Raw genomic sequence first — 20543 nt, 5'->3', positions numbered from 1 at the left:
GGCAGCGCCCGGTGCTGCGCGGAGGCAGACCGGGGGGCCGGAAAACAGGATCAGTTTGGGGAGAGAGGCGTCAGGCCTCCCGGATCAGCGCGGGGTCAGAGGGGACCAAAGCGTAGGCGGATCTGCTCGCGCTCGTTCTCGGACAGGCGGGACAGCGCCTCGTGGTGGTAGGCCGAACCCTCGCCTGCCTGCCTCGCCACGCGCCACCAGGCCTGCGGATCGCTGCAATGCAGACCCACCAGATGCGTCTCGTCATTGTCGGGTCCGCAGCCTTCGAGGATCGTCCAGCCCTCGTCGTGGGCCTGTTTCAGATCGAAGGCGTGCGCCTGTGCGGGGCGTTCGAGGGTGTCTGACATTGTCTTTATTTCCTTTCCTGACCCTCTCCGGCGAGCGCAGGACAGTGCGACCTGCCAGAGCGACGCGCAGCGTCGGGACCGCCCGGCCCGCAGCGCAGCGAGGACACGGACGGACCCACCTCTTGCAGGGCGGGCTGGGCTGGGCTGCCCCCCTCCCCTCTTTTCCTTTTTCCAACCTTCTGTTTTTTCTTCTTTTTTTTCAGGTTGCTCCCCCGCCCCGCCCGAACGCTCCAGCCGGGATCTCCCAGGCTGGTGTGAAGACAGTCGGGATCGGACGCGCCGAGAGGCACGCGCGGGCCGGATCGAGCCAGCGGATCGTTGCAAACTGCCGCGCATCGCCAAAAATACAGGTGGCACAGGACAATCTGGAGAAGCCGATGCGGTATGGCAGCGCAGGCATCACCTTCCAGCGTTTCAGGCTGTGCCAGACCTGCGCCTCGCTCCACTGATGGACCGGCCGCCAGTGATCGACGTGACGGCGACGTCGCGTGCCGTGCCGCGTATCCGTGCGGTGCGTCTCAAAAGCGGCATAACGGGCACGGTTTGGGCTTTCCTCGGCACGCTCGCTCGTTACGAACAGGGTGCGGCGGTTCAGGAAGCGGTCCTGGCCGCGCAGGGCGCGGTCGGCGACGTCAATCTTGGTGACACCGGAGCACCAGCGTGTCGTCAGGCTGGCGGAGACCTGGGGAAACCGCAGGCGCGTCCCGTTCGGCCCTTGCCCGCCTGCGCGGATCAGACCCTCAGGGCTTTCGAAAAGAACAGGGGCTGTCGGTGCGTCCTTGCGGAGCATCTCCCGCTCGAAGCCGCCCTCGCGCCAGGAGCGATAGAGCGGCAGGCCGAAGTCCCGCGCCAGGGCGCTCACATAGGGGCTTGTGGAGGGCCAGTCCATGAAGGACGGCCCCTGCCCGTCCACCTCGTGGTGCCACAGTTCCAGGCGGTCCTTGGGGGCACCGGCTTCAAGGAGGGCGAGAAGGCAGGCGAGGCCGTCTTTGCCGCCCGAGACGGCCACGATGATACTGTCATACGACGTGAGATCCGGCGTCATGATACGAACCTGCTCACCGGGGCACCTGTCCGGACAGAGCGGCACATCAGGGCACTGGCGATCGGAGCGTCCCGCAGGAGAAGCGGCTTGACGTGCCGGTTGTCCCAGCTCAGGCCTTCGCAGCGTGAGAGGAGTCCAAGCTGGGTCGCCGCCTCATCCCGGCACGCACACACCCGTTCATTGCCACCCGCGCTGCGACGGCAGGGCTCATGTGCTGGAGCGTTGCAGCCCGTGCAGGAAATGGTCAGGGCCGGATCACCGCCAGCCCAGTGCTCATTGCACTTGCGGCAGGACACAGGCTCCTGCGTATCGGTCCACCGCATGGGCGGCCGACCGCGTGGTGTTGGGACGTAAGGAAGGTAATGACGGCGCATGATGCTCGATCCATTTCTGGTTTTTGAACATCGTCGCGTCCGGCTGGGGGCTGTTCAGACTGCAACAGTGCCGCGCAGCGGCAGGATCAACGCGGCCCGCAGCCACGCGCAGACGGCCTAGCCGGCGAGTATGGCGAGGACACGCGTTGACCCACCTGTTGCGGGATGGGCAGCTCCCGGCCAGCCATTTCCCTTTTCCGTTATCTGGTTTTTTTAATTATCCGGTTTTTTATATTACCTGATATTTTTATTTATACGGTTTACAGGCTTGATCTCACCTCTCAATCCGCCATTTGTTGAGTGAATTGAGAGGAGTAGAGTGCGTTCCTGTAATATTTTATCGGGTTATCTAAATTACCGGATATTTTTTCTTATCTGATTTTAACATTTATCCGGTTTACTAAAATCTGGAGCAAGACTACGAACGTAAATCAGCACAGCGTCTTTGAGCGGAGAACATAATGCCTGTGATTGCTATCGCGTCCCCCAAAGGCGGCGCTGGGAAATCGACTACTGCTGTTATCTTGGGAACCCAGCTTGCGCACTACGGTGCAGAGGTAACTCTGTTAGACTGCGACCCGAACGAAGCGCTGACTTTATGGGCTGACCGCGCGCCCAAGCCACCCAGAATCAGCCTGATAACCAGGGTCTCTGAAAGCGACATTATAAAGACGATCAAAAGGCATGATGCTGATGGAAAAATTGTCATTGTCGATTTGGAAGGCGTCGCCTCGAGATTGGTTTCGCGCGCAATCTCTCAAGCAGATTTAGTCTTAACACCCATGCGAGCGACAACCTTAGACGCTACGATAGGAGCAAGAGCCCTTGCCCTAGTAGCGGAGGAAGAAGAATCTTTAGGGCGCAAGATTCCTCACTCAGTTGTTTTTACAATGACACGGGCAATTCGTTCCAAACAGCATTCAGGCATTGAAGCCTCACTAAGGGACTCGGGCGTGGACGTGATTACGCCGCCTTTAATGGAGCGTGCTGCATTTTCCGCTCTTTTCGAATTCGGTGGAGATCTTCACTCGATCCCGCCACAAGGTAACATTGTGGCAGCTATCGAAAACGCCGATGGCTTTGCACAAGCTGTGTACCGACGCCTTACAGGAGCGGCAGAATGACCGAAAAAAAGCCTTTTGCGATTGATGTGGGAAAGCTCAGATCGCGCGAAAAAGTCGCCTCCGCCGCCGATGTCGAACGAGTTGATCGCGTAGCTGCGGATCATGGTTTCGTAGCTAGAGAACCAGCGAAACGTAGAGGCCGCCTACCCAGTCCTCGAACAGGACAACTACACGCTAAGGTATTTCCCAACGTCTCTGACGAAATCGCTAAGGAAGCAACTAGGCGAGGCGTTACCCAAGGTGTTGTCATAGAAGACGCATGGAAGCTGTATAAAGAGAATAATCCGGTTTAACGGTTTATCCGGTTTTTTATAAAACCCGGTAATACTGTTTATCGGGTAATTTAGAAAGCTCAGATCGCGCGGAAAAGTCGCCTCCGCCGCCGATGTCGAACGAGTTGATCGCGTAGCTGCGAATCATCGTTTCGTAGCTAGAGAACCAGCGAAACGTAGAGGCCGCCTACCCAGTCCTCGAACAGGACAACTACGCTAAGGTATTTCCCGACGTCTCCGACGAAATCGCTAAGGAAGCAACTAGGCGAGGCGTTACCCAAGGCGTTGTCATAGAAGCCCCTTGGAAGCTGTATAAAAAGAATAATCCGGTTTGGTGATTTATCCGGTTTTTGTTAAAACCCGATAACTTGTTTTACCGGGTGATTCGGAAAATACTTGCAATCATAAAATCTCTGTTCTCTTTATGTTCTCGTTAAGGAGAACATAAATGACAACGGACGCCCTGGCGCGACTGCGCGAGCAGGTCCGACGCCTGGAGCGTCGAGACCTGTCCCATTCCCATAGTGACACACTCGCCACAGGGCATTCTGCCGTCGATACCCATCTCGGCGGCGGCCTCAGGACCGGCAGCCTGCATGACTTCCTGATTTCTGATCCTCTGGAGATCGGGGCCAGTCTCGCCATGCTGCTGCCCATCCTGAAAGAGGGCAGGGGGCCTATCTTCTGGATCAGCGATACACCGGCCGAACTGAATGCCTGGGGGCTGCACCAGTCCGGTCTGTCACCAGATACTCTGGTCTGCATTGAAACAGACACCGCCAGTCTGCTCGCTGTCGCCGAAGACGTGTTGCGCGGACCAGAGCGCGCACTGGCCGTCATCACTGGCAGCCACGTCCCAACCCTTAAGGAAATCCGTCGCCTCAATCTGGCAGTGGAAGCGAGTGGCAACACAGGCTTCTTCCTGCGCTTTGCACCGCTCGCGCGCGCTCCCGGGAAAGATCCCTGCGCGTGCGCCACGCGCTGGCGGATCCTTTCTCATTCCTCAGCGCCACGATTTTTTCCGGGACTGGCCATGCCGCTTCCCGGTTCCCGACGCCTTTCTGCCGCGCTGCTGCGGATGAGGGGAGGCCGACCTGCTCACTGGATCCTCGACTGCACCGATCATGCGCCGCTTTCTTGCTCTCTGGATGCCCTTCTGGCGCACCGAGCGCCTCCAGCTCTCCCGCCCGGAAGACTTCCCGACCGACAGGCCGCTCGTTGTGCACGCGCTGGCACATAACCGTCACACCGTCACCGGTGTTAGTCCGGCTGCGCTCGCTGTCGGACTGGCACCCGGAATGCCGCTGGCACAGGCCCGCTCCCTGGTGCCGGATGTTCTGACCGCAGAAGAGGACGCCGACGCACAGAGGGTCGCGCTGACCGATCTGTGCTCCTGGCTGATCTGGCTGTCGCCGCTGCCCGCGTTCGATGCTCCGGACGGTCTCTACAGCGATACCACCGGATGCGCCCACCTTTACGGGGGTGAGACGGCCATGCTGGATCTCGTCAGGGAACGCATGCAGGCGAGGGGGCATTCCTGCTCTGTGGCGCTGAGCGATACGGCCGCTGCCTCACGCGCCCTGGCCCGCTCGGGGATCGACCGGATCTGTCTCGTGCCTTCCGGGCAGCAGAAAGAGGCCTTGCACCCGTTACCCTGTTCAGCGCTTCCTTTGCCAGAAAAGACACTCTCCAGCCTCACCCGGCTCGGCCTGACCACCATTGGCGCCCTTGCAGATCTCCCACGCGCGCCTCTGGCCAAACGCTTTGGCGCAGACCTCCTGACCTGTCTCGATGGGGCTCTTGGACGGCAGGCCAGCCCGCTCAGCGTGTTTCAACCTGCGGACCGGATTTCCCTGACCCGGTCTCTGGTCGAGCCGATCAGCACACCGGAGGCCATTGCCACGGTGATTGCAGCCCTTGTGCCGGTTGTCTGCGAAAAGCTGATGGCGCGCGGGGAGGGGGCGCGGCAGCTCGACTTTCTCTGTGTGCGCGTGGACGGGTCCATCCAGGCCGTCCGCGTGGGAACATCCGATCCCACGGCTGACATTACGCGTCTGACACGCCTGCTGGGAGACCAGATCCCGCAGATCGCGCCAGAGTTCGGAATTGAAACCGTTATCCTCACTGTCAGCGCGAACGAACCGCTGGAAGCGGGACCTGAGCGGTCAGTCCTGCCGGACGTCAGGGCATCCTCGGAGCACGCTCTCCCGGCCACTCTGATCGACCGGCTACTGAACCGTCCTGGCGTTGTTGCGGTTCACCAGCTCGCGCCCCGGTTTTCCGCCTGGCCAGAACACGGGCAGTCTCGCGTTTCTCCAGGCGACATGGCAAAACCGCCTTTCGCGGGCCAGATGCTCTGGGCGCGGCCGAACATTCTGTTCGATCTGCCCGTCCGGGTGCAGGTGACTGCCCTGCTTCCGGACGGTGCGCCCCGCCAGTTCGTCCTGAAGCGACAGACGCATCGCATTGCTGTGGCCGATGGCCCTGAGCGTCTGCTGGGGGAATGGTGGCACACGGCCGAAAACTATGGCGCGATCCGCGACTACTGGCAGGTCGAGACCACGACCGGCCTGCGCCTGTGGCTGTTTCGCAAAGGGGACGGCTCCCACGCCTGGTCCGGTTCAGGTGACTGGTTTCTACAGGGGGTCTTCTGATGGACCCCCGCGATGACCTGATCCCGGCCAGCACTTCGGACGTGGCCGAAGTCCTGATGCACGCGTTGTGCTATGACGGACGCAGGCGGACGCATGACGCCGCCGAGCTGATGGCGCGTCTCGTAGCCGAACGTCTGGTCGCTTATCTCGAACGCTCCGGCTTCGTGGTCATGCGCGCGCCCACCAGCAACGCGCCTGATAGCAGCCGGCACCCCCATCCCCACCGCCGCTAGGCCATGAGCACGCCTTACGTCGAATTGCAGGTGACGTCCTCGTTTTCGTTCCTGCGCTCGGGCAGCCAGCCGGATGAGCTGATGTTCCAGGCGAAAGCCCTGGGCTATGATACGATCGGTCTGACCGACTGGAACACTGTGGCCGGAGTGATCCGCGCGCATCTGGCGGCGCGGGAGGCCGGTCTGCGCCTTTTGCCCGGATGCCGCCTTTCTTTGCGCGATGGCAGTGCGCTCCTGGCCTATCCCCGCAACCGGGCGGGCTGGGCAGGTCTCTGCCAGCTCCTGACCCTTGGCCATCATCGGGGCGAGCGGGAGGTGTTCCTTCTGGGATGGGAAGATCTCGTCGGCGCGGCATCGGATCTCCTCCTGATCCTGTTGCCGCCCGAGGATCTGGCAGCACTTCCCGGGCACGTTCAGAGCTTGCTGGATCTGCCCGGACACAGGGCAAACGAAGAAGGAACCCGGTTTCTCGCGCTGACGATGCTCCGGCAGCCGGGAGATGTGGCGCGGCTTCATGCGCTTGCGACTCTCTGCGAAGTCCTGGGACTGGCCTGCGTGGCGACGGGAGATGTTCTTTACCACGATGCGCGCCGGCACGTCCTTCAGGACGTGGTCACAGCCATCCGGAAAGGCTGCACCGTCAATGCTCTTGGCATCCGCCGTCACATTCACGCCGATCGTCATTTGAAAGCCCCGGAAGAGCAGATACGCCTGTTCGCCGCTTTTCCAGATGCCCTGGCCAACACACGACGGATTGCCGAGGCCTGTACCTTCAGTCTGGATGATCTCACCTATCAGTATCCGACCGAAACCGAGAGACCGGGCGAAAGCGCGCAGGACACACTGACACGTCTGGTTGAGGCCGCACTGCCGCGTCGCTATCCGGTCGGGACGCCCCCTGAGGTCGAGGCGCAGATCGCCTATGAGCTGAGGCTGATCGGTTCTCTGTCCTACGCGCCATATTTCCTGACTGTGAATACGATCGTGCGTCATGCCCGCTCACTCGGGATTGTCTGTCAGGGGCGCGGATCCGCCGCGAACTCGGCCGTCTGCTATGTCCTGGGCATCACGAGTATTGATCCGGTTCGCTCGGGTCTGCTGTTCGATCGCTTCATCTCGGCCGAACGGCAGGAACCGCCCGACATCGACGTCGATTTCGAGAGCGACCGCCGCGAAGAAGTGATCCAGTGGATCTATCGTCACTATGGCCGTCACCGCGCGGCCCTGTGTGCCACCGTGCAGCGTTATCAGCCCAAGGGCGCGTTGCGTGAGGTCGGCAAGGTGCTGGGCCTGCCAGAGGATCTGACGGGTCAGCTATCCAAACACATCGCCTCCTCTCTCGCGGATCAGGATCTGTGTAAGGCACGCGCGGCTGATCTTGGTCTGAACCTGAAGGATCGTCGCCTCAGCCTCACCTTTCACCTCGCCCGCCAGCTTCTCGGCTTTCCGCGCCAGCTTGGGACGCATCCGGGCGGATTTGTGCTGACCGAGGATCGCCTGGACCAGCTTGTTCCCTTGATGCCGACGGCTATGGACGGAAGGCAGATCATCGTCTGGGACAAGGACGATATCGACGTTTTGCGCTTCATGAAGGTGGACGTTCTGGGCCTGGGAATGCTCGGCTGTCTGCGTCGCGGGTTCGAGTTGCTGCACACCGTGTATCAGACCCGCATGGACTTGGCTTCGATCCCGGCCGAGGATCCGCAGACCTATCGCATGATCCAGAAAGCCGACACGCTCGGGACATTCCAGATTGAAAGCCGGGCACAGATGTCCATGCTGCCCCGCATGAAGCCCAGAACCTTCTATGATCTGGTGATACAGGTCGCGATTGTCCGGCCCGGGCCAATCCAAGGAGATATGGTTCATCCCTATCTCCGCAGGAGAGAGAAACTGGAGCCTGTCACCTATCCGTCCGAGACCCTGCGCGGGATCCTTGGGAAAACTTTGGGCGTGCCGCTTTTTCAGGAGCAAGCGATGCAGGTGGCAATCCACTGCGCGGGCTTTACGCCAGGCGAGGCGGACCAGCTCCGCCGTGCGATGGCGACGTTCAAAGCGACAGGCGGGGTTTCGCCGTTCCGCGACAAGTTGGTGAACGGGATGCTAGCCAATGGGTATGAGCAGGCCTTTGCTGAGCAGACCTTCGCGCAGCTGGAAGGTTTTGGCAGCTATGGCTTTCCGGAAAGCCATGCCGCCTCGTTTGCCCTGACCGCCTACGCCTCGGCCTGGATGAAATGCCATCACCCGGATGTGTTCTGTGTAGCCCTGCTGAACAGTCAGCCCATGGGGTTTTATGCGCCGTCCCAGATTGTTCAGGACGCGCAACGCCATGGCGTCGAGGTCCGGCCGATCTGTATCAATGCTTCACGATGGGATTGCACACTGGAGCGCGGCCGAAACGGACGGCACGCGGCGGTCCGCCTCGGGTTCAGGATGGTGCGCGGGTTGGCGAACGGCCATGGTGCCGCCCTGATCGCGTCCAGAATGCCGGATTATGAGAGTATTGATGACGTCTGGCGGCGTGCGGACGTGCCGGTCTCGGCCCTGGAGTGTCTGGCGGAAGCAGACGCCTTCCGGGTGTTTGGACAGATGCGCCGTGCTGCGCTCTGGTCAATCAAAGGGCTTGCGGACACGGCCCTGCCGTTGTTTGAAGCGGCGGATCGGGGTCGGAACTTTCCACTACCGGAGGTGATCGAGCCGGAGATTGTCCTGCCGCAGATGTCAGAGCGGGCCTCGGTGCATGAGGATTACCGGGCCACTGGCCTCAGTCTGACAGGTCATCCCGTCGCGTTTCTGAGGGAGGGACTGCGAAAAGAAGGGATTATTCGTTGCGGGGATCTTCCTTATCTACGGGATGGGCGCCGGATCCAGCTTACGGGTCTTGTCCTGATGCGGCAGAGGCCGGGAACGGCGAACGGCACCATGTTCATCACGATCGAAGATGAAACCGGCACGGCCAATCTGATTGTCTGGAAAGACGTGCAGGAGAAGCACCGGCTTCCTCTTCTCGCGTCCCGTCTTCTGGCCTGTAAGGGCAGGCTCCAGAAGGAGGGCGAGGTGATCCATGTCGTTGTGCTCAGTCTGGAAGACCGCACGCCATTGCTTCAGGGGTCAGAGCTGCTGAAGGCGCGGGACTTTCGATAAGAAGCGTAATCGGTTCGACCGATTTTATTCAAAAATAGAGAGATGCTTGTTGGTGTTGAACCTGTGGACTTGTGGGCAGAGCCGCGCCTGTGGTCAGCCGGAAGGGCTGTCCATCAGGACGCGAGTGTCCGTGAACATGGCTGTCCATAAATCCACAGGATTTACGCACGTCGAAAATTAACTCGTCACATCATTCGTGCGGTTGTGACGGCGCCTCCAGCTTCACGCCTGAGACCCGCGCGTTCGCGTAGGGTGTAGCGGACGGATCAGGATGCGTGATGATGTCTGAACCCGCAGCGGCGGCAAGCAGCGTGCCGAAATACGGATCGTTTTCTTCTGCGATCGAGAGGATCTCGTCCGCGCTTACCGGCGCTCCAAACTCTTTTCCGAGTTTGCTCAGGATATAATTGTTCAGCACCGCATGAATCATGAATGGCTGGTTCCGAAGAGACAGCAGAGTTAACAGACTCTCTGGCATGTCTTCCTCAGGCTCCGCCTCCATCACGGCATCCACGTTATCGAGCAGAACGTGCAGCACGACGCCATATATCGTGATCTCCAACACGCGCCGCCCACTGATCTCTGTATCGGTCATTTCTGATCCTCCTGTTTGATGACAGGAGGAGGGGAGCTGTCTCAAAAGGAGGGCAATCGGAACGTCTGCTATCGGAAAGCGGTAACCGAAAACAGCCTTCTGGCGCGCGAGTGAGCTATCTTATCGACGCTGCGTTCAGATCCTGAGCAAAGAGATCGAGCGTCGCTATGAACGCACCCGCGGCTGCGGAGCGATAGGCCCCATCTCGTTGTAGCAAGACCACGCGTCGCTCATTTATCGCAGGAAATAATGGCCGGGATTGCAAATCGTCCCGTTCGTGGACGATCGCCTCGGGGAGGACCGCCACCAGCGAACTCGATCTTACAAGTTCGATCATGGTCGTCATCGAGCTCGTCTCAATGACAATGTTCGGCCTGATCCCATGCCGCTTGAAATGCCTGTCGATAGTTTGGCGAGTGGCGAAAGATTTACCCAGCAGAACCATCTCCTCCCGCTCGATACATTCAATGTCGATAGTCTCATTGTTCATCACCGGATGATCATATCGGCCGATTAACGATAGTCGCTCGGAGTGAAGTGGATGCGCAACGATGCCGGTAACGCTGGGTGTCCCAAACGCGATGGCACAATCGAGATTGTCATCAGCAAGGTCGGTTTCAATTTCGTCCTGTGACATTGCCTTCAATTCGAGGCTGATCCCCGGATATTGCTCTCGGAAGCGGCGCGCGAGTGGTGCAATCAGATAGCCGCCGAAACTGGGAGTGAATCCGAGCCGAAGTACACCGGAGCTTAGGTCGCTCACGTCACGGGCGGCACGACCCGCAGCATCTAATTCGCGAAAGGCGCGATGCACATGGCTCAAATAAGTTGCGCCTGCATCCGTTGCGCGAACAGCTTTCCCCGAACGGTCTAGAAGTTGCACGCCCAGCTGTTCCTCCAACTGACGAATCTGCTGCGATAGCGCCGGCTGAGAAACGTGCAGCGACTGGGCGGCACGTGTGAAACTAGCGTGCTCGACCACGGCGGAGAGGTAGCGAAGATGACGAAGGAGCATCCGTATAACGCCTGCTTATGGAAACTATCTGTTATCCGTCTTGGACAGTTATAATCGAGAAGTCGATACTCCCCTCATCGACTACGGAGATCGACAGGGTGCAAAGGCTAATCGAAGAATTCAAAAAATTCAGGGAGGGAGAATATCCCGGCCGTATCCCGCTTTTCCAAGGGCTGGCAGCGAAGCACGGACCAGATACGCTGTTCATTACCTGCTCCGATAGCTGGGTTGTTCCCGAGGCCCACGCGACTGACATCCCCTTCGCTTCCTGCTCCCATCGATCCTGAGCGATTTTATACCGCCCCAATGAAGGGTAGACTAATGGCCCAAATACAAGTGACCCAGACGGCCCGTAAGACGCTGACCGAAACCGTCATTCAGGCGAAAGCCGAAAGGCAGCTTAGTTGGGCAGCTATCGCTGCAAACAGCGGACTTTCGAGGGAGTTCGTTACCGCCGCGCTGCTCGGGCAGCACCCGCTCCCGGCGAGCGCGGCTGAGGCTGTCGGTGAGACGTTGGGCCTCGCTGCCAGCGAAGTCGGGCTTCTACAGGCAATCCCCATCCGGGGTAGTTTCCCACATGGGGTGCCCACCGACCCGACAATATATCGCTTCTACGAAATGATTCAGGTCTATGCCACAACCTTGAAATCGCTCGTCCACGAGGATTTCGGTGACGGCATCATCAGCGCCATTAACTTTAAGCTCAAGCTTGAGAAGCAGGAAGACCCCGAAGGTGGGCATCGGTGCGTCATTACACTCGATGGCAAATATCTCCCGGCCAAGCCCTTCTAACGGACCAGCAGGCCCCGCTGTGGTTTTGTAGGGCTGGCCCTTATCAACATCACTCATCACGAAAGTAAATAAAATGTCTCGTCCTCCGCTGCCCCCCTTCACTCACGAAACCGCGGTCGAAAAGGTTCGCCTCGCCGAAGATGGCTGGAACAGCTGCGACGCCGCCAAGGTCGCCCTCGCTTACACGCTCGATACACGCTGGCGTAATCGGGTCGAATTCGCGACCAATCGGGAACAGGCTCAAGGCTTCTTGGAGCGCAAGTGGAACAGAGAACATGAATATCGGCTCATCAAGGAATTGTGGGCTTTCACCGGCAACCGGATCGCCGTCCGCTATGCCTATGAATATCGCGATGATGGCGGGCAGTGGTTCCGCGCCTATGGCAACGAGAATTGGCATTTCGCCGAAGACGGGCTGATGTCGAACCGCCACGCCAGCATCAATGAAATGCCGATTAAGGAGTCGGAGCGCCTGTTCCATTGGCCTCTCGGTCGTCGCCCGGACGATCATCCTTCGTTGAGCGACCTCGGGCTGTGAGTTCCAAGCGCGTCATCCAATCGATAACGCGCGTTCAAACACTCATACGGAACAGCCACCTATAGAACCCGCAGATGCTATTCTTTTTGTTGAGGGAATTCCGCGTAGTCGCCCATGATCGTCGTGATCATAGGCGCTCCGCGCAAGTCAGCGAGGGGCACGACATGGACTATTACACTGCCGACGCCGCCTCAGAGGTCCGACAACAGTGCCGGAAGGGCGGCATTGTCCCGACGCGGTCATCGAAGTTCAGCTAGAAACGTCGGCTTTCGGGCAGCCACCACCGCCACTTCGATGTCTGACTTGTAGGCGACTGCCGCCTACCTGCTAAGCAATTGGCCATTGCCGGGCACGAGATTTTCGCGTCAAAACTGTGTTAGTTCTCCCCGATTTTCTCGCATCCATTTAGCCTCCTCACTTGGGATGCGATGAAATTGGCGTTTGAAACCCTGGCTGCACCAATCCGCGAAATTATGGCTCTGGGTCCGTTATGCCGTCTAGAGTAAGCCGAAACGGCTGCAGCCGGTCCGTTAGATAGAGACGGTGCATTCGCCGCAATTCGTCAGGCGCGCCTTGCGTCGTGGGGGCGTCCTTCGCCAGCATGCTGCGCAGCACTTTCATAGTGTTGAGAACGACCGCAGAAATGTCTTTCGCCAGCGCCTCACCCAACCCTGGCGCACAGACACGCAACGCTGCCGCAATTCCGACTATGGCATGTCCTCGTGCACGATCACGGATCTCCATCTTGTCAGTCCGTGCCTCCATCAGCGCAGACAGGGATTTCACGCGAGGATGAAGCGTGACAAGCAGTTCGATCAGAACGTCTGCCAGAGCGTCCGGGGATAGTGTGGCGGCACGTTTGGCGAGTGCCGCGTATTCGTCTTCCAGAACGGCGATATGCCGCTGCACAAGAGCGTCCGCTACAGCCTCCTTGTTCGGAAAGAAGCGATAGAGCGAGCCGATCTTCGCCCCGGCGCGCGCGGCGATCTCCGCCATAGTCGTCGCCTCGTACCCTCGTTCCGCCATGAGGCCGGACGCGGCCTCCAGTAATTCCTCAACGCGCTGACGCCCAGCCGCGCGCTGCGGTTGAAGAGATGTCCGTTTACCCCTTGACGAATTTGAGTCCATCCTCAAATAATGCTCCTGCTTGAGTGCCTACTCAACTTACTAACGTTTCCGCGTGTTCCGTACAACGGTTCGGGATGGCGGTTCTAACGCCGACAGGGATGTTTCTCCATGATTTCGCTTCAAGCCACCAAGACGGCTCTCGTCCTGATCGATCTCCAGAAGGGCATTACGGGGCTTCCCCTGGCTCCGACACCGGGTGCTATGATTGTTGAGCGATCGAAAGAACTCACGGCGCGTTTCCGGGCTGCTGGCGCTCCGGTCATTCTGGTAAATGTAGCATTTTCTCCAGATTTCGCGGATGCCGTTCATGCGGTCGTCGATCGCTCCTTTTCACCACCCGGAGGCTTCGCGCCGGACTGGGCAGAACTGGTTGACGGACTTGCCGAACCAACCGATCTGCGCGTCACGAAGCGGCAATGGGGCGCCTTCTACGGCACGGATCTCGATCTTCAATTACGACGACGCGGTATCTCGACCATCGTGCTGGGCGGAATCGCGACCAATCTGGGCGTGGAATCTACCGCCAGGGCGGCTCATGAGCATGGATATAACGTCGTGCTCGCCACGGATGTCATGTCCACATTCACTGAAGAGATGCAGCGCTTTGCCTGCGAGGAGATTTTCCCCCGTCTTGGCCACGTGACGACAAGCGACGCGATCGCACTGGACGCGTAAGCGCATGGTGGATGTCTGCGCGTCTCACGGTTCCCGGCGAGATCGTTCATGAACACCAGAACATCGTTGCCATCCCAGGGTTCGAATCAACTGCCTCCGGGCACCTGGAAAATCGTGAGCGTCGCGGCGGTCGGGTCTTTCATGGCGCAACTGGACGCCACGATCGTCAATGTGTCGCTTCCCGATCTTGTCGCGACCCTGCACGCTCCGTTTTCACACATTCAATGGGTGGTAAGCGGCTATCTGCTGGCACTCACCCTGACGTTGCCCCTGAATGGATGGCTTGTAAGCCGCCTCGGGGGGCGGGCAGTCTATTTATGGTGCTTCGGTGCCTTCACGCTGACCTCAGGCCTGTGCGCACTAGCGTGGTCTGCGCCGTCCCTGATCGTATTCCGTCTGCTGCAAGGCATGGCGGGCGGACTGCTCGCCCCCATGGCTCAGATGACGGTAGCTCGTGTGGCGGGCCGACAGATGCCGAGGGTCGCGAGCGCAATGACGGCACCTGTTCTGCTCGCGCCGCTTCTTGGACCCGTCGTCGCCGGTGCCATTCTCTCCATCGCGTCCTGGCGATGGATCTTTCTTCTCAATGTGCCGGTCGGGCTTGCGGCTTTTGCCCTTGCCGTTCTGTTTCTCCCTGACGATCGGCATGACGAGCGCCCCCGTCCACTTGACCTGACAGGGCTAGGATTTCTCGCTCCCGCTCTCGTCTCGTTTCTTTACGGCATGGATCATGTCGCCCGGCTTTATGGACAGGCGACTTTAGGCACGTCCCTCGTGTTGTTCGTCCTGTATGTCAGATCCGCGCGACGCAAGGGCGATGACGCGCTGATCGACCTGCGCCTGCTGCGTGCGCCTGCTTTTTCGGTGTCGGCGATCATCATGTTTCTGACGAACGGGGTGTCGTTTGCTGGTCAGATGCTTCTACCCGTATGGCTGATCCACGCCTGTGGTGTCTCGCCCGAGCGGACGGGCCTGTTCATGGCCCCCCTGGGTCTGGGGATGATGTGCGTCTATCCGCTCATTGGCCGTCTGAGTGAGCGGTTTGACGCACGCGATCTGACCGGTTGCGGGGCTCTTTTGTCCTTTGTCGGCACACTGATTTTAGTGTTGCTCGCTTATAACGGTCTGAACGTCGTCCTGCTCGCCTTAGCATTGTTGCTGCGTGGCGGAGGTGGGGGCGCTGTCGGTATTCCAGCGATGAGCGCGGGATATGCTTCGATCGCACGCGCGGATATTCCGATGGCAACGACCGCGCTAAACATCATGCAAAGGATTGGAGGACCGACATTGATCACAGCGTGCGCCACATTCCTTGGGTGGCGGCTTGCGATAGCCGTTCCGGCCCATGTCGCATCAGAGGCTTATGCCGAAGCATTTGGATTGCTCGCATTATTCCATGGTGTTCTGCTGTTCGCCACTCGCTTCATCCAGCCTTTACAGAGGAAACGCCAGTTCGGATCGAACTGAACCCGTCGTGCATGGATACTCGCCTGAGAAAATAAAAATGACCCAGGCAAGATTGGGCAGCGTCATCCGCTTTAAGATCAGTTGTCTGTATTTCGGATTGTCCGAGATGTAGGCGAGAGCAGCCCCATTCAAGCCGTCCGTTCCGACAGTTAGTCTTCTGGGGACGCCATGCCAGCTTGTGTCATTCAGTCTGAGACAATCGCTGCAAGCTGAAGCGGGTTCATATAGTCGCGTATCCGAGTGACCTTCGCGTCACGCCTTTCGATGAACCAGACGTAGGACAAGCTCTTTGTGCTATCGTCGACAACGCGTTCATGATGGCCCGTTGCCTCAACAATCAGTTCGTTGCCAGCGCTACGGACGCGAATGTCGCTCAGCGCGCCGAACCGGATTATAGATGGCAGATGGGTCATATAGGCCGCAATGGCGTCCCGTCCGATCAGCTTACGCGGGGCGCCCTCGGGCGCGAACGGAAATTCATGGCATGCGTCGGCTGCGTAGATCGCCATCCAGCCCGCGATATCACCTGCGCGAAGTGCGTCTAGTGCATTTTCGAGCCAGTCTGGCAGTTCGGATGTTGGTGACATGGTGCTTCCTTGATATGATTTCCGGACCATGAGTCCAGATTTACATTATATATCGGACCAAAAGTCCGAAAATCAAGTAGTTCGTCGTGGACGGCCGCCGACCGCCACGATCCGCATGCTTGAGGCCGCCGATATCCTTTTTGCACAGGCTGATGGGCCTGAACGTGTGACCATGGATGCCATTGCGGCGGCATGCAGTGTCGGGAAGGGAACATTGTTCCGCGCGTTCGGTAGTCGCGCGGGATTGCTCGACGCTCTCTGGGCCACAAAGATCGAAGCTCTACGGGCAAGCGTGGAGAGTGGTGCAGCTCCTTTCCGGCAAGATACCTTACCGCAACAGCGTCTTGCAGCGTTTCTTGACCTGATCTTGACGTTCAAGCTCGACAACCGCCACCTGATCCGGACGCTCGAATTCGGTCCGGGCATTCTGCAATCGCCGCATTATCGCTGGATGCTTGGGGTGACCGCGAGGTTCATCGAGGAAGGGACGGGCTCGCCGCCGGAGGGTGCGGCCCTTTATAACGCCCACGCTCTTCTGGCAGCTCTGCATATCGACCTAATTGACGACATGCTCGCAAACGGACTGTCGCTGGACACGATCAGGGAAGCCCAGACCAAGCGCGCCTACATGGCAATGGGCATTACAGAATCTGACTACAAAACACTCGTACGCACTTGATCGATCATGTCTGCTTTCCAAAAACTTAAACGCCCCTGTTTATGACCGAAATGAGGGCGACTGCCGCCTGTCTGCTCCTGCATCACTGAGCAGGCTGGCAGATCAGGGGAAGGAGAGTGGTAGGTCCGCCTACAGGAAGATATTGGTCGATAGCCATCATTTTACCCTGTCAGAAAGCTGCGACAACGCGGGTTCAACACATCTCCAACCCTACCGTATTTATCCAGAATGCGTGACAGCCTCACGACCAGACAGGGCAGCTTGCGACATTTTCCCGCAGCATTATGTGTGATTGCACGCCTATCGTGATGCCCGGAACATCACGCTGATTATTCCGGAAAACACCCTACTACCCATTGATTGTTGACATAGAGAACGATCGTTTCCTATATTGGACTTATGGACAATATGGCCTCATCTCCCTCCAGCCCCACAATGGGCCGGCCGCGTGCCTTCGATATGGAAACGGTTATTGCACGTACCGTGCCGGTATTTCGTGAGCATGGATATGCTGGCGCCTCGATCGATCGTCTTAAAACCGCTACCGGGCTCACCGCAGGCAGCCTTTACAAAGCATTTACTGACAAGCGGGGCGTGTTCGAAGCGGCGTTCACGCATTATGTGAAGCAAAGACGGCAAGATCTTGCAGCTCGGATTTTGAAGGCGAGCACCGGACGTGAACGCATTGCCGAGAGTCTCCGCTTCTATCTGGAATCAGCTTCCGGCTTCGAAGGGCGGCAAGGTTGTCTCGTTCTAGCAAGCCTGATCGAAGCCACGACGCTGGACGGAGCCCTTCATGAGAGACTCAGTGATACAGTGGCCAGCAACCGATCAGCGCTGATCACCATGCTGCGGGAGGGTCTGCAGGACGGATCAATCCGTGCCGAGCTGCCGATCGAGGCCAGTGCCGATCTTCTTCTTAGCCTACTCCAAGGTTTTCGTGCCGTGGGTAAGCTTCACGATCCGGGCGACCATGACGCGTTGATAGGCATGTCTCTCAAGATATTAGACTGAGAACAGGACGAATTATGATCGAACACCTCAACACTGCCCCGTTCAAGCATGCTTTCGAGACCGTTGATGGATTGCGGCTGCACTATGTAACGTGCGGACCGCAAGACGCGGAACCACTCGTTCTTCTTTCGGGTTATCCACAAAGCTGGTTTACGTGGCGTAGGGTCATGCCTCTCTTGGCAGACCGGTTCCGTGTCGTCGCTATTGACCTTCCCGGCCAAGGGGATTCCGATAAACCGCTCGATGGCTATGATACAGGAACGGTTGCACGCCGCGTCCACGATCTTATCGCACGGGTCGGTCTGACCTATTATAACCTTGCCGCACATGACATCGGTGCCTGGGTCGGTCTGCCCTACGCCTTGATGTACCCAAAGGAGGTCAGCCGTCTCGCGTTCCTTGATGCCGGCATACCCGGTGTTACACTGCCTGATATGTTGCCAAACGCACCCGACCTGGCGTGGCGGACATGGCATTTCGCGTTCCATGCTATACCTGACCTTCCTGAGGCTCTGATCACAGGACGTGAGCGCGTTTACCTCGACTGGTTCTTGCGCCGTAAGGCCGCCAACCCGCTAAGTTTCAGCGATGCTGACATTGACGAATATGTCCGTATTTTCAGTCTTCCTGGTGCATTACGGGCGGGCCTTGCTTTCTATCGAGCGGCAAGTATATCCGCCGAGCAGAATCGTACGCTGGTCCGTGATGGAAAACTTAGCATGCCCGTGCTCGCCGTCAGCGCTGATCAAGGATCGATCCCTGATATGGTCGCCCCACTTAGACCGTTCGCAGACGATCTACGCGGCAACACAGTCTCGTCCAGCGGTCACTTCATCCCCGAAGAACAGCCAGAGGCTGTTGCTCAATTGTTCGGAGAATTCTTTGCCAGCTAATGACCGCGAAGTCCGTTACGCTCCTGAACGGCGGTCGTTTTTAACAATCCGGACCGTGACCATGTCTCGTAGGTATACATGGTGGGCCTCGTCGTCTGATGCGGTCAGGGCAGTTTTTTGAACCAAGCTGCGCACTAATGCAGATTGGTCTTCAAAGAGCGGAGTGAAGGTACTCACCAAATTTTGCTGCCCATAATTGGGCGTTACAACATACGGGGGATTTCTACGACCATTCGCTTCTGCGTGCCGAGCCGACGTTGCGTCGATGAGATAGTGAACCACACCGAGATTTGCGGAGACGTATCCACGGACGCCACGCAGTATGTTTGCTTCCAGACATTTGGCGGCAGAACCTCTACGCCTGAGAGGTAGGCGAAGTAGCCCCACTTAAGCCGTCCGTTCCGACTGTTAGTCTTAGGGGGGGGGCGCCGACCGCCACGATCCGCATGCTCAAGGCCGCCGATACCCTCTTTGCACAGGCTGACGGGCCGGAACGTGTGACCATGGATGCCATTGCGGCGGCATGCAGTGTCGGGAAGGGAACACTGTTCCGGGCGTTCGGTAGTCGCGCGGGATTGCTCGACGCTCTCTGGGCCACAAAGATCGAAGCTCTACGGGCAAGCGTGGAGAGTGGTGTGGTTCCTTTCCGGCAAGATACTTAACGCAACAGCGCCTTGCAGCGTTTCTTGACCTGATCCTGACGTTCAAACTCGACAACCGCCACCTGATTCGGGCGCTCGAATTCGGTTCGGGCATTCTGCAATCGCCGCATTATCGCTGGATGCTTGGGGTGACCGCGGGGTTCATCGAGGAAGGGATGGGATCGCCGCCAGAGGGTGTGGTCCTCTATAACGCCCACACCCTTCTGGCAGCCCTACATATCGACCTGATCGAGAACATGCTCGCAAACGGCCTGTCGTTGGACACGATCAGGGAAGCTCAGGCCAGGCGCGCCTACATGGCAGTGGGCATTACGGAAACTGACAACAAAACATTCGTACGCACTTGATCGATCATGTCTGCTTTGTGGAGGGCAGAACGATCATCTCAACGTCCGAAAGGAAGGCGAAAGCAGCCTGTCTGCTTGTCACGCGCTAAGCGGACCTACCGGTTCCGCCTACATGTCGGACGCCAGAACGTCGGCCTTCGCTTCTCTGAAGCAGACGTGTTCATGGCTTGCGAGAATAGGCTGTTGCCGATCACGACCAACATCACGAGCATCCAGCCTAAAATGCGCGGTATGTGCCGGCGGCCAAGTGCGATGACCCCGCTCGTCTATGTTAGGGCGTAGGGGAACTCAAGACCAGTCTCTCTGGAAATGGTTATTGACGGGTGACAGGCTCAATGATCGTCGGACTTGCAGCCCGGGGAACGCGGAGAGCTGACGGCTTGGCGCAGCCGGTCGACCCGATTACGCAAGTCCCGCAGTTCGGTGATCGACAGCCCGGTCGCCGCTAACACACAAGCCGGAATCGTCTCGGCCTGAACGCGCAGGGCCCGACCGGCCTCCGTCAGACGAACGCGCACCTGTCGTTCGTCCTTCTGGTCGCGGGTGCGTTCCACAAGGCCAGCGCCCTCCAGCCGCTTGAGCAACGGCGTCAGGGTGGAGCTGACCAGATCGAGTTGTGATCCGATTTCGCCGACAAGTCTGCCGTCACTGCCCCACAGGACGGTCATTACTAGATATTGCGGATAGGTGAGACCGAGCGGCTCGAGCAGCGGTTGGTATAGCCGATTGAAGGCGTGGCTCGCGGCATACAGCGAGAAGCACACGAAATTCGACAGATCAGGTGTGGATGGGTCTTCGTTCATATCGTCCTCCATAAGTAGGGCCATTATATCGCACAATATCAAATCTTGGGCGATGTTAATGCATGGGAGCCATGCATTTTTTGATATTGGGCGATAATGTCGCACACGATATTAGTGTGCCTCACAGGCCGATCGCAGCCTGATCG

General features: G+C 58.5%; 24 protein-coding genes and 1 pseudogene. 17 read left to right on the top strand and 8 right to left on the bottom strand.

The window, feature by feature from the left end; genetic code table 11:
- Nucleotides 1-95: 95 nt before the first annotated feature.
- The 3 genes from IGS75_RS14805 to IGS75_RS14795 all read right to left on the bottom strand — a co-directional run bounded on the left by IGS75_RS14805 (nucleotide 96) and on the right by IGS75_RS14795 (nucleotide 1775).
- Entirely contained in the window at nucleotides 96-356 is a 261-nt protein-coding gene (locus IGS75_RS14805) for a hypothetical protein (RefSeq protein ID WP_202258860.1), read from the bottom strand.
- Between the two features lie 199 nt (nucleotides 357-555).
- A complete protein-coding gene (locus tag IGS75_RS14800; protein WP_202258858.1) occupies nucleotides 556-1401 on the bottom strand; it encodes a phosphoadenosine phosphosulfate reductase domain-containing protein in 846 nt (281 codons plus the stop codon).
- Nucleotides 1398-1775 (bottom strand): hypothetical protein, encoded by a 378-nt coding sequence (locus IGS75_RS14795; RefSeq protein WP_202259043.1) that lies wholly within the window; start codon nucleotides 1773-1775, stop codon nucleotides 1398-1400. The genes IGS75_RS14800 and IGS75_RS14795 overlap by 4 nt, the downstream gene beginning before the upstream one ends.
- Between IGS75_RS14795 and IGS75_RS15730 the strand changes: the two genes are divergently transcribed.
- The 7 genes from IGS75_RS15730 to IGS75_RS14765 all read left to right on the top strand — a co-directional run bounded on the left by IGS75_RS15730 (nucleotide 1774) and on the right by IGS75_RS14765 (nucleotide 9202).
- Entirely contained in the window at nucleotides 1774-1896 is a 123-nt protein-coding gene (locus IGS75_RS15730; RefSeq protein WP_264784651.1) for a hypothetical protein, read from the top strand. The two genes, IGS75_RS14795 and IGS75_RS15730, sit on opposite strands and share 2 nt — an antisense overlap.
- 340 nt (nucleotides 1897-2236) lie before the next feature.
- Nucleotides 2237-2899 (top strand): ParA family protein, encoded by a 663-nt coding sequence (locus IGS75_RS14790; protein WP_099287553.1) that lies wholly within the window; start codon nucleotides 2237-2239, stop codon nucleotides 2897-2899.
- Complete coding sequence (locus tag IGS75_RS14785; RefSeq protein WP_194258253.1) at nucleotides 2896-3192, top strand: chromosome partitioning protein ParB; 297 nt, start codon at nucleotides 2896-2898, stop codon at nucleotides 3190-3192. The genes IGS75_RS14790 and IGS75_RS14785 overlap by 4 nt, the downstream gene beginning before the upstream one ends.
- A 427-nt stretch (nucleotides 3193-3619) precedes the next feature.
- On the top strand, nucleotides 3620-4411 hold the full coding sequence (locus IGS75_RS14780) for an ImuA family protein (protein ID WP_202258856.1): 792 nt from the start codon (nucleotides 3620-3622) through the stop codon (nucleotides 4409-4411).
- Complete coding sequence (locus tag IGS75_RS14775) at nucleotides 4296-5825, top strand: Y-family DNA polymerase (protein ID WP_237469160.1); 1530 nt, start codon at nucleotides 4296-4298, stop codon at nucleotides 5823-5825. The genes IGS75_RS14780 and IGS75_RS14775 overlap by 116 nt, the downstream gene beginning before the upstream one ends.
- The gene (locus IGS75_RS14770) at nucleotides 5825-6058 is read left to right on the top strand and encodes a PDDEXK family nuclease (RefSeq protein ID WP_099213480.1); all 234 of its coding nucleotides are present in this window, start codon (nucleotides 5825-5827) and stop codon (nucleotides 6056-6058) included. The genes IGS75_RS14775 and IGS75_RS14770 overlap by 1 nt, the downstream gene beginning before the upstream one ends.
- A 3-nt stretch (nucleotides 6059-6061) precedes the next feature.
- Nucleotides 6062-9202 carry an error-prone DNA polymerase gene (locus tag IGS75_RS14765; RefSeq protein ID WP_202258854.1) on the top strand — a complete coding sequence of 1047 codons (3141 nt, stop codon included), beginning with the start codon at nucleotides 6062-6064 and terminating at the stop codon, nucleotides 9200-9202.
- A gap of 190 nt (nucleotides 9203-9392) precedes the next feature.
- On the opposite strand, the gene IGS75_RS14760 is transcribed toward IGS75_RS14765, so the two are convergent.
- Together IGS75_RS14760 and cynR are read right to left on the bottom strand one after the other, a co-directional pair.
- Nucleotides 9393-9797: a hypothetical protein gene (locus IGS75_RS14760; RefSeq protein WP_237469159.1), complete on the bottom strand. Its 405-nt coding sequence runs from the start codon at nucleotides 9795-9797 to the stop codon at nucleotides 9393-9395.
- A 115-nt stretch (nucleotides 9798-9912) separates the two neighbouring features.
- A complete protein-coding gene (cynR, locus tag IGS75_RS14755) occupies nucleotides 9913-10812 on the bottom strand; it encodes a transcriptional regulator CynR (RefSeq protein ID WP_202258852.1) in 900 nt (299 codons plus the stop codon).
- Between the two features lie 321 nt (nucleotides 10813-11133).
- On the opposite strand from cynR, the gene cynS reads away from it, so the two are divergent.
- The 3 genes and pseudogenes from cynS to IGS75_RS15645 form a co-directional block, all read left to right on the top strand.
- A complete protein-coding gene (gene cynS, locus IGS75_RS14750; protein WP_202258850.1) occupies nucleotides 11134-11604 on the top strand; it encodes a cyanase in 471 nt (156 codons plus the stop codon).
- 73 nt (nucleotides 11605-11677) lie between these two features.
- Nucleotides 11678-12142, top strand: a complete 465-nt coding sequence (locus IGS75_RS14745) for a nuclear transport factor 2 family protein (RefSeq protein ID WP_202258848.1) — start codon at nucleotides 11678-11680, stop codon at nucleotides 12140-12142.
- 71 nt (nucleotides 12143-12213) lie between these two features.
- Nucleotides 12214-12336: pseudogene (locus IGS75_RS15645) on the top strand (alpha/beta fold hydrolase); the annotation flags it as partial.
- Nucleotides 12337-12613: 277 nt separating this feature from the next.
- Here IGS75_RS15645 and IGS75_RS14740 read toward each other — a convergent pair.
- Nucleotides 12614-13270, bottom strand: coding sequence for a TetR/AcrR family transcriptional regulator (locus IGS75_RS14740; protein WP_202258846.1), 657 nt, complete (start codon nucleotides 13268-13270; stop codon nucleotides 12614-12616).
- A 108-nt stretch (nucleotides 13271-13378) separates the two neighbouring features.
- Between IGS75_RS14740 and IGS75_RS14735 the strand changes: the two genes are divergently transcribed.
- Nucleotides 13379-13945, top strand: coding sequence for a hydrolase (locus tag IGS75_RS14735; RefSeq protein ID WP_202258844.1), 567 nt, complete (start codon nucleotides 13379-13381; stop codon nucleotides 13943-13945).
- Nucleotides 13946-13993: 48 nt separating this feature from the next.
- A complete protein-coding gene (locus IGS75_RS14730; protein WP_202258842.1) occupies nucleotides 13994-15412 on the top strand; it encodes a DHA2 family efflux MFS transporter permease subunit in 1419 nt (472 codons plus the stop codon).
- 185 nt (nucleotides 15413-15597) lie between these two features.
- Here IGS75_RS14730 and IGS75_RS14725 read toward each other — a convergent pair whose 3' ends face one another.
- Complete coding sequence (locus tag IGS75_RS14725; protein WP_202258840.1) at nucleotides 15598-15999, bottom strand: nuclear transport factor 2 family protein; 402 nt, start codon at nucleotides 15997-15999, stop codon at nucleotides 15598-15600.
- Between the two features lie 28 nt (nucleotides 16000-16027).
- Between IGS75_RS14725 and IGS75_RS14720 the strand changes: the two genes are divergently transcribed.
- The 5 genes from IGS75_RS14720 to IGS75_RS15635 all read left to right on the top strand — a co-directional run bounded on the left by IGS75_RS14720 (nucleotide 16028) and on the right by IGS75_RS15635 (nucleotide 19594).
- The gene (locus IGS75_RS14720) at nucleotides 16028-16678 is read left to right on the top strand and encodes a TetR/AcrR family transcriptional regulator (protein ID WP_237469158.1); all 651 of its coding nucleotides are present in this window, start codon (nucleotides 16028-16030) and stop codon (nucleotides 16676-16678) included.
- Between the two features lie 408 nt (nucleotides 16679-17086).
- Nucleotides 17087-17692: a TetR/AcrR family transcriptional regulator gene (locus tag IGS75_RS14715; protein WP_237469157.1), complete on the top strand. Its 606-nt coding sequence runs from the start codon at nucleotides 17087-17089 to the stop codon at nucleotides 17690-17692.
- Between the two features lie 14 nt (nucleotides 17693-17706).
- Nucleotides 17707-18585 carry an alpha/beta fold hydrolase gene (locus tag IGS75_RS14710; RefSeq protein ID WP_202258836.1) on the top strand — a complete coding sequence of 293 codons (879 nt, stop codon included), beginning with the start codon at nucleotides 17707-17709 and terminating at the stop codon, nucleotides 18583-18585.
- Nucleotides 18586-19031: 446 nt separating this feature from the next.
- On the top strand, nucleotides 19032-19247 hold the full coding sequence (locus tag IGS75_RS15640; protein ID WP_237469156.1) for a helix-turn-helix domain-containing protein: 216 nt from the start codon (nucleotides 19032-19034) through the stop codon (nucleotides 19245-19247).
- A gap of 128 nt (nucleotides 19248-19375) precedes the next feature.
- Nucleotides 19376-19594: a hypothetical protein gene (locus tag IGS75_RS15635; protein ID WP_237469155.1), complete on the top strand. Its 219-nt coding sequence runs from the start codon at nucleotides 19376-19378 to the stop codon at nucleotides 19592-19594.
- A 332-nt stretch (nucleotides 19595-19926) separates the two neighbouring features.
- Here the strand turns inward: IGS75_RS15635 and IGS75_RS14700 are convergent, their stop codons facing one another.
- Entirely contained in the window at nucleotides 19927-20421 is a 495-nt protein-coding gene (locus tag IGS75_RS14700) for a MarR family winged helix-turn-helix transcriptional regulator (protein ID WP_408876505.1), read from the bottom strand.
- Between the last annotated feature and the right edge of the window lie 122 nt (nucleotides 20422-20543).

Source organism: Gluconobacter sphaericus (genome assembly GCF_016757795.1).
GTDB lineage: Bacteria > Pseudomonadota > Alphaproteobacteria > Acetobacterales > Acetobacteraceae > Gluconobacter > Gluconobacter sphaericus.
Note: the sequence above shows the minus strand (reverse complement) of the source record. Positions and strands in the feature narration are given on the sequence as shown.

Bases quoted from the DNA above. Each gene is read 5' to 3' on its own strand.
- IGS75_RS14805 (WP_202258860.1), bottom strand. From the start codon at position 356: ATGTCAGACACCCTCGAACGCCCCGCACAGGCGCACGCCTTCGATCTG.
- IGS75_RS14800 (WP_202258858.1), bottom strand. From the start codon at position 1,401: ATGACGCCGGATCTCACGTCGTATGACAGTATCATCGTGGCCGTCTCG.
- IGS75_RS15730 (WP_264784651.1), top strand. From the start codon at position 1,774: ATGATGCTCGATCCATTTCTGGTTTTTGAACATCGTCGCGTCCGGCTG.
- IGS75_RS14795 (WP_202259043.1), bottom strand. From the start codon at position 1,775: ATGCGCCGTCATTACCTTCCTTACGTCCCAACACCACGCGGTCGGCCG.
- IGS75_RS14790 (WP_099287553.1), top strand. From the start codon at position 2,237: ATGCCTGTGATTGCTATCGCGTCCCCCAAAGGCGGCGCTGGGAAATCG.
- IGS75_RS14785 (WP_194258253.1), top strand. From the start codon at position 2,896: ATGACCGAAAAAAAGCCTTTTGCGATTGATGTGGGAAAGCTCAGATCG.
- IGS75_RS14780 (WP_202258856.1), top strand. From the start codon at position 3,620: ATGACAACGGACGCCCTGGCGCGACTGCGCGAGCAGGTCCGACGCCTG.
- IGS75_RS14775 (WP_237469160.1), top strand. From the start codon at position 4,296: ATGCGCCGCTTTCTTGCTCTCTGGATGCCCTTCTGGCGCACCGAGCGC.
- IGS75_RS14770 (WP_099213480.1), top strand. From the start codon at position 5,825: ATGGACCCCCGCGATGACCTGATCCCGGCCAGCACTTCGGACGTGGCC.
- IGS75_RS14765 (WP_202258854.1), top strand. From the start codon at position 6,062: ATGAGCACGCCTTACGTCGAATTGCAGGTGACGTCCTCGTTTTCGTTC.
- IGS75_RS14760 (WP_237469159.1), bottom strand. From the start codon at position 9,797: ATGACCGATACAGAGATCAGTGGGCGGCGCGTGTTGGAGATCACGATA.
- cynR (WP_202258852.1), bottom strand. From the start codon at position 10,812: ATGCTCCTTCGTCATCTTCGCTACCTCTCCGCCGTGGTCGAGCACGCT.
- cynS (WP_202258850.1), top strand. From the start codon at position 11,134: ATGGCCCAAATACAAGTGACCCAGACGGCCCGTAAGACGCTGACCGAA.
- IGS75_RS14745 (WP_202258848.1), top strand. From the start codon at position 11,678: ATGTCTCGTCCTCCGCTGCCCCCCTTCACTCACGAAACCGCGGTCGAA.
- IGS75_RS14740 (WP_202258846.1), bottom strand. From the start codon at position 13,270: ATGGACTCAAATTCGTCAAGGGGTAAACGGACATCTCTTCAACCGCAG.
- IGS75_RS14735 (WP_202258844.1), top strand. From the start codon at position 13,379: ATGATTTCGCTTCAAGCCACCAAGACGGCTCTCGTCCTGATCGATCTC.
- IGS75_RS14730 (WP_202258842.1), top strand. From the start codon at position 13,994: ATGAACACCAGAACATCGTTGCCATCCCAGGGTTCGAATCAACTGCCT.
- IGS75_RS14725 (WP_202258840.1), bottom strand. From the start codon at position 15,999: ATGTCACCAACATCCGAACTGCCAGACTGGCTCGAAAATGCACTAGAC.
- IGS75_RS14720 (WP_237469158.1), top strand. From the start codon at position 16,028: ATGAGTCCAGATTTACATTATATATCGGACCAAAAGTCCGAAAATCAA.
- IGS75_RS14715 (WP_237469157.1), top strand. From the start codon at position 17,087: ATGGCCTCATCTCCCTCCAGCCCCACAATGGGCCGGCCGCGTGCCTTC.
- IGS75_RS14710 (WP_202258836.1), top strand. From the start codon at position 17,707: ATGATCGAACACCTCAACACTGCCCCGTTCAAGCATGCTTTCGAGACC.
- IGS75_RS15640 (WP_237469156.1), top strand. From the start codon at position 19,032: ATGCTCAAGGCCGCCGATACCCTCTTTGCACAGGCTGACGGGCCGGAA.
- IGS75_RS14700 (WP_408876505.1), bottom strand. From the start codon at position 20,421: ATGGCCCTACTTATGGAGGACGATATGAACGAAGACCCATCCACACCT.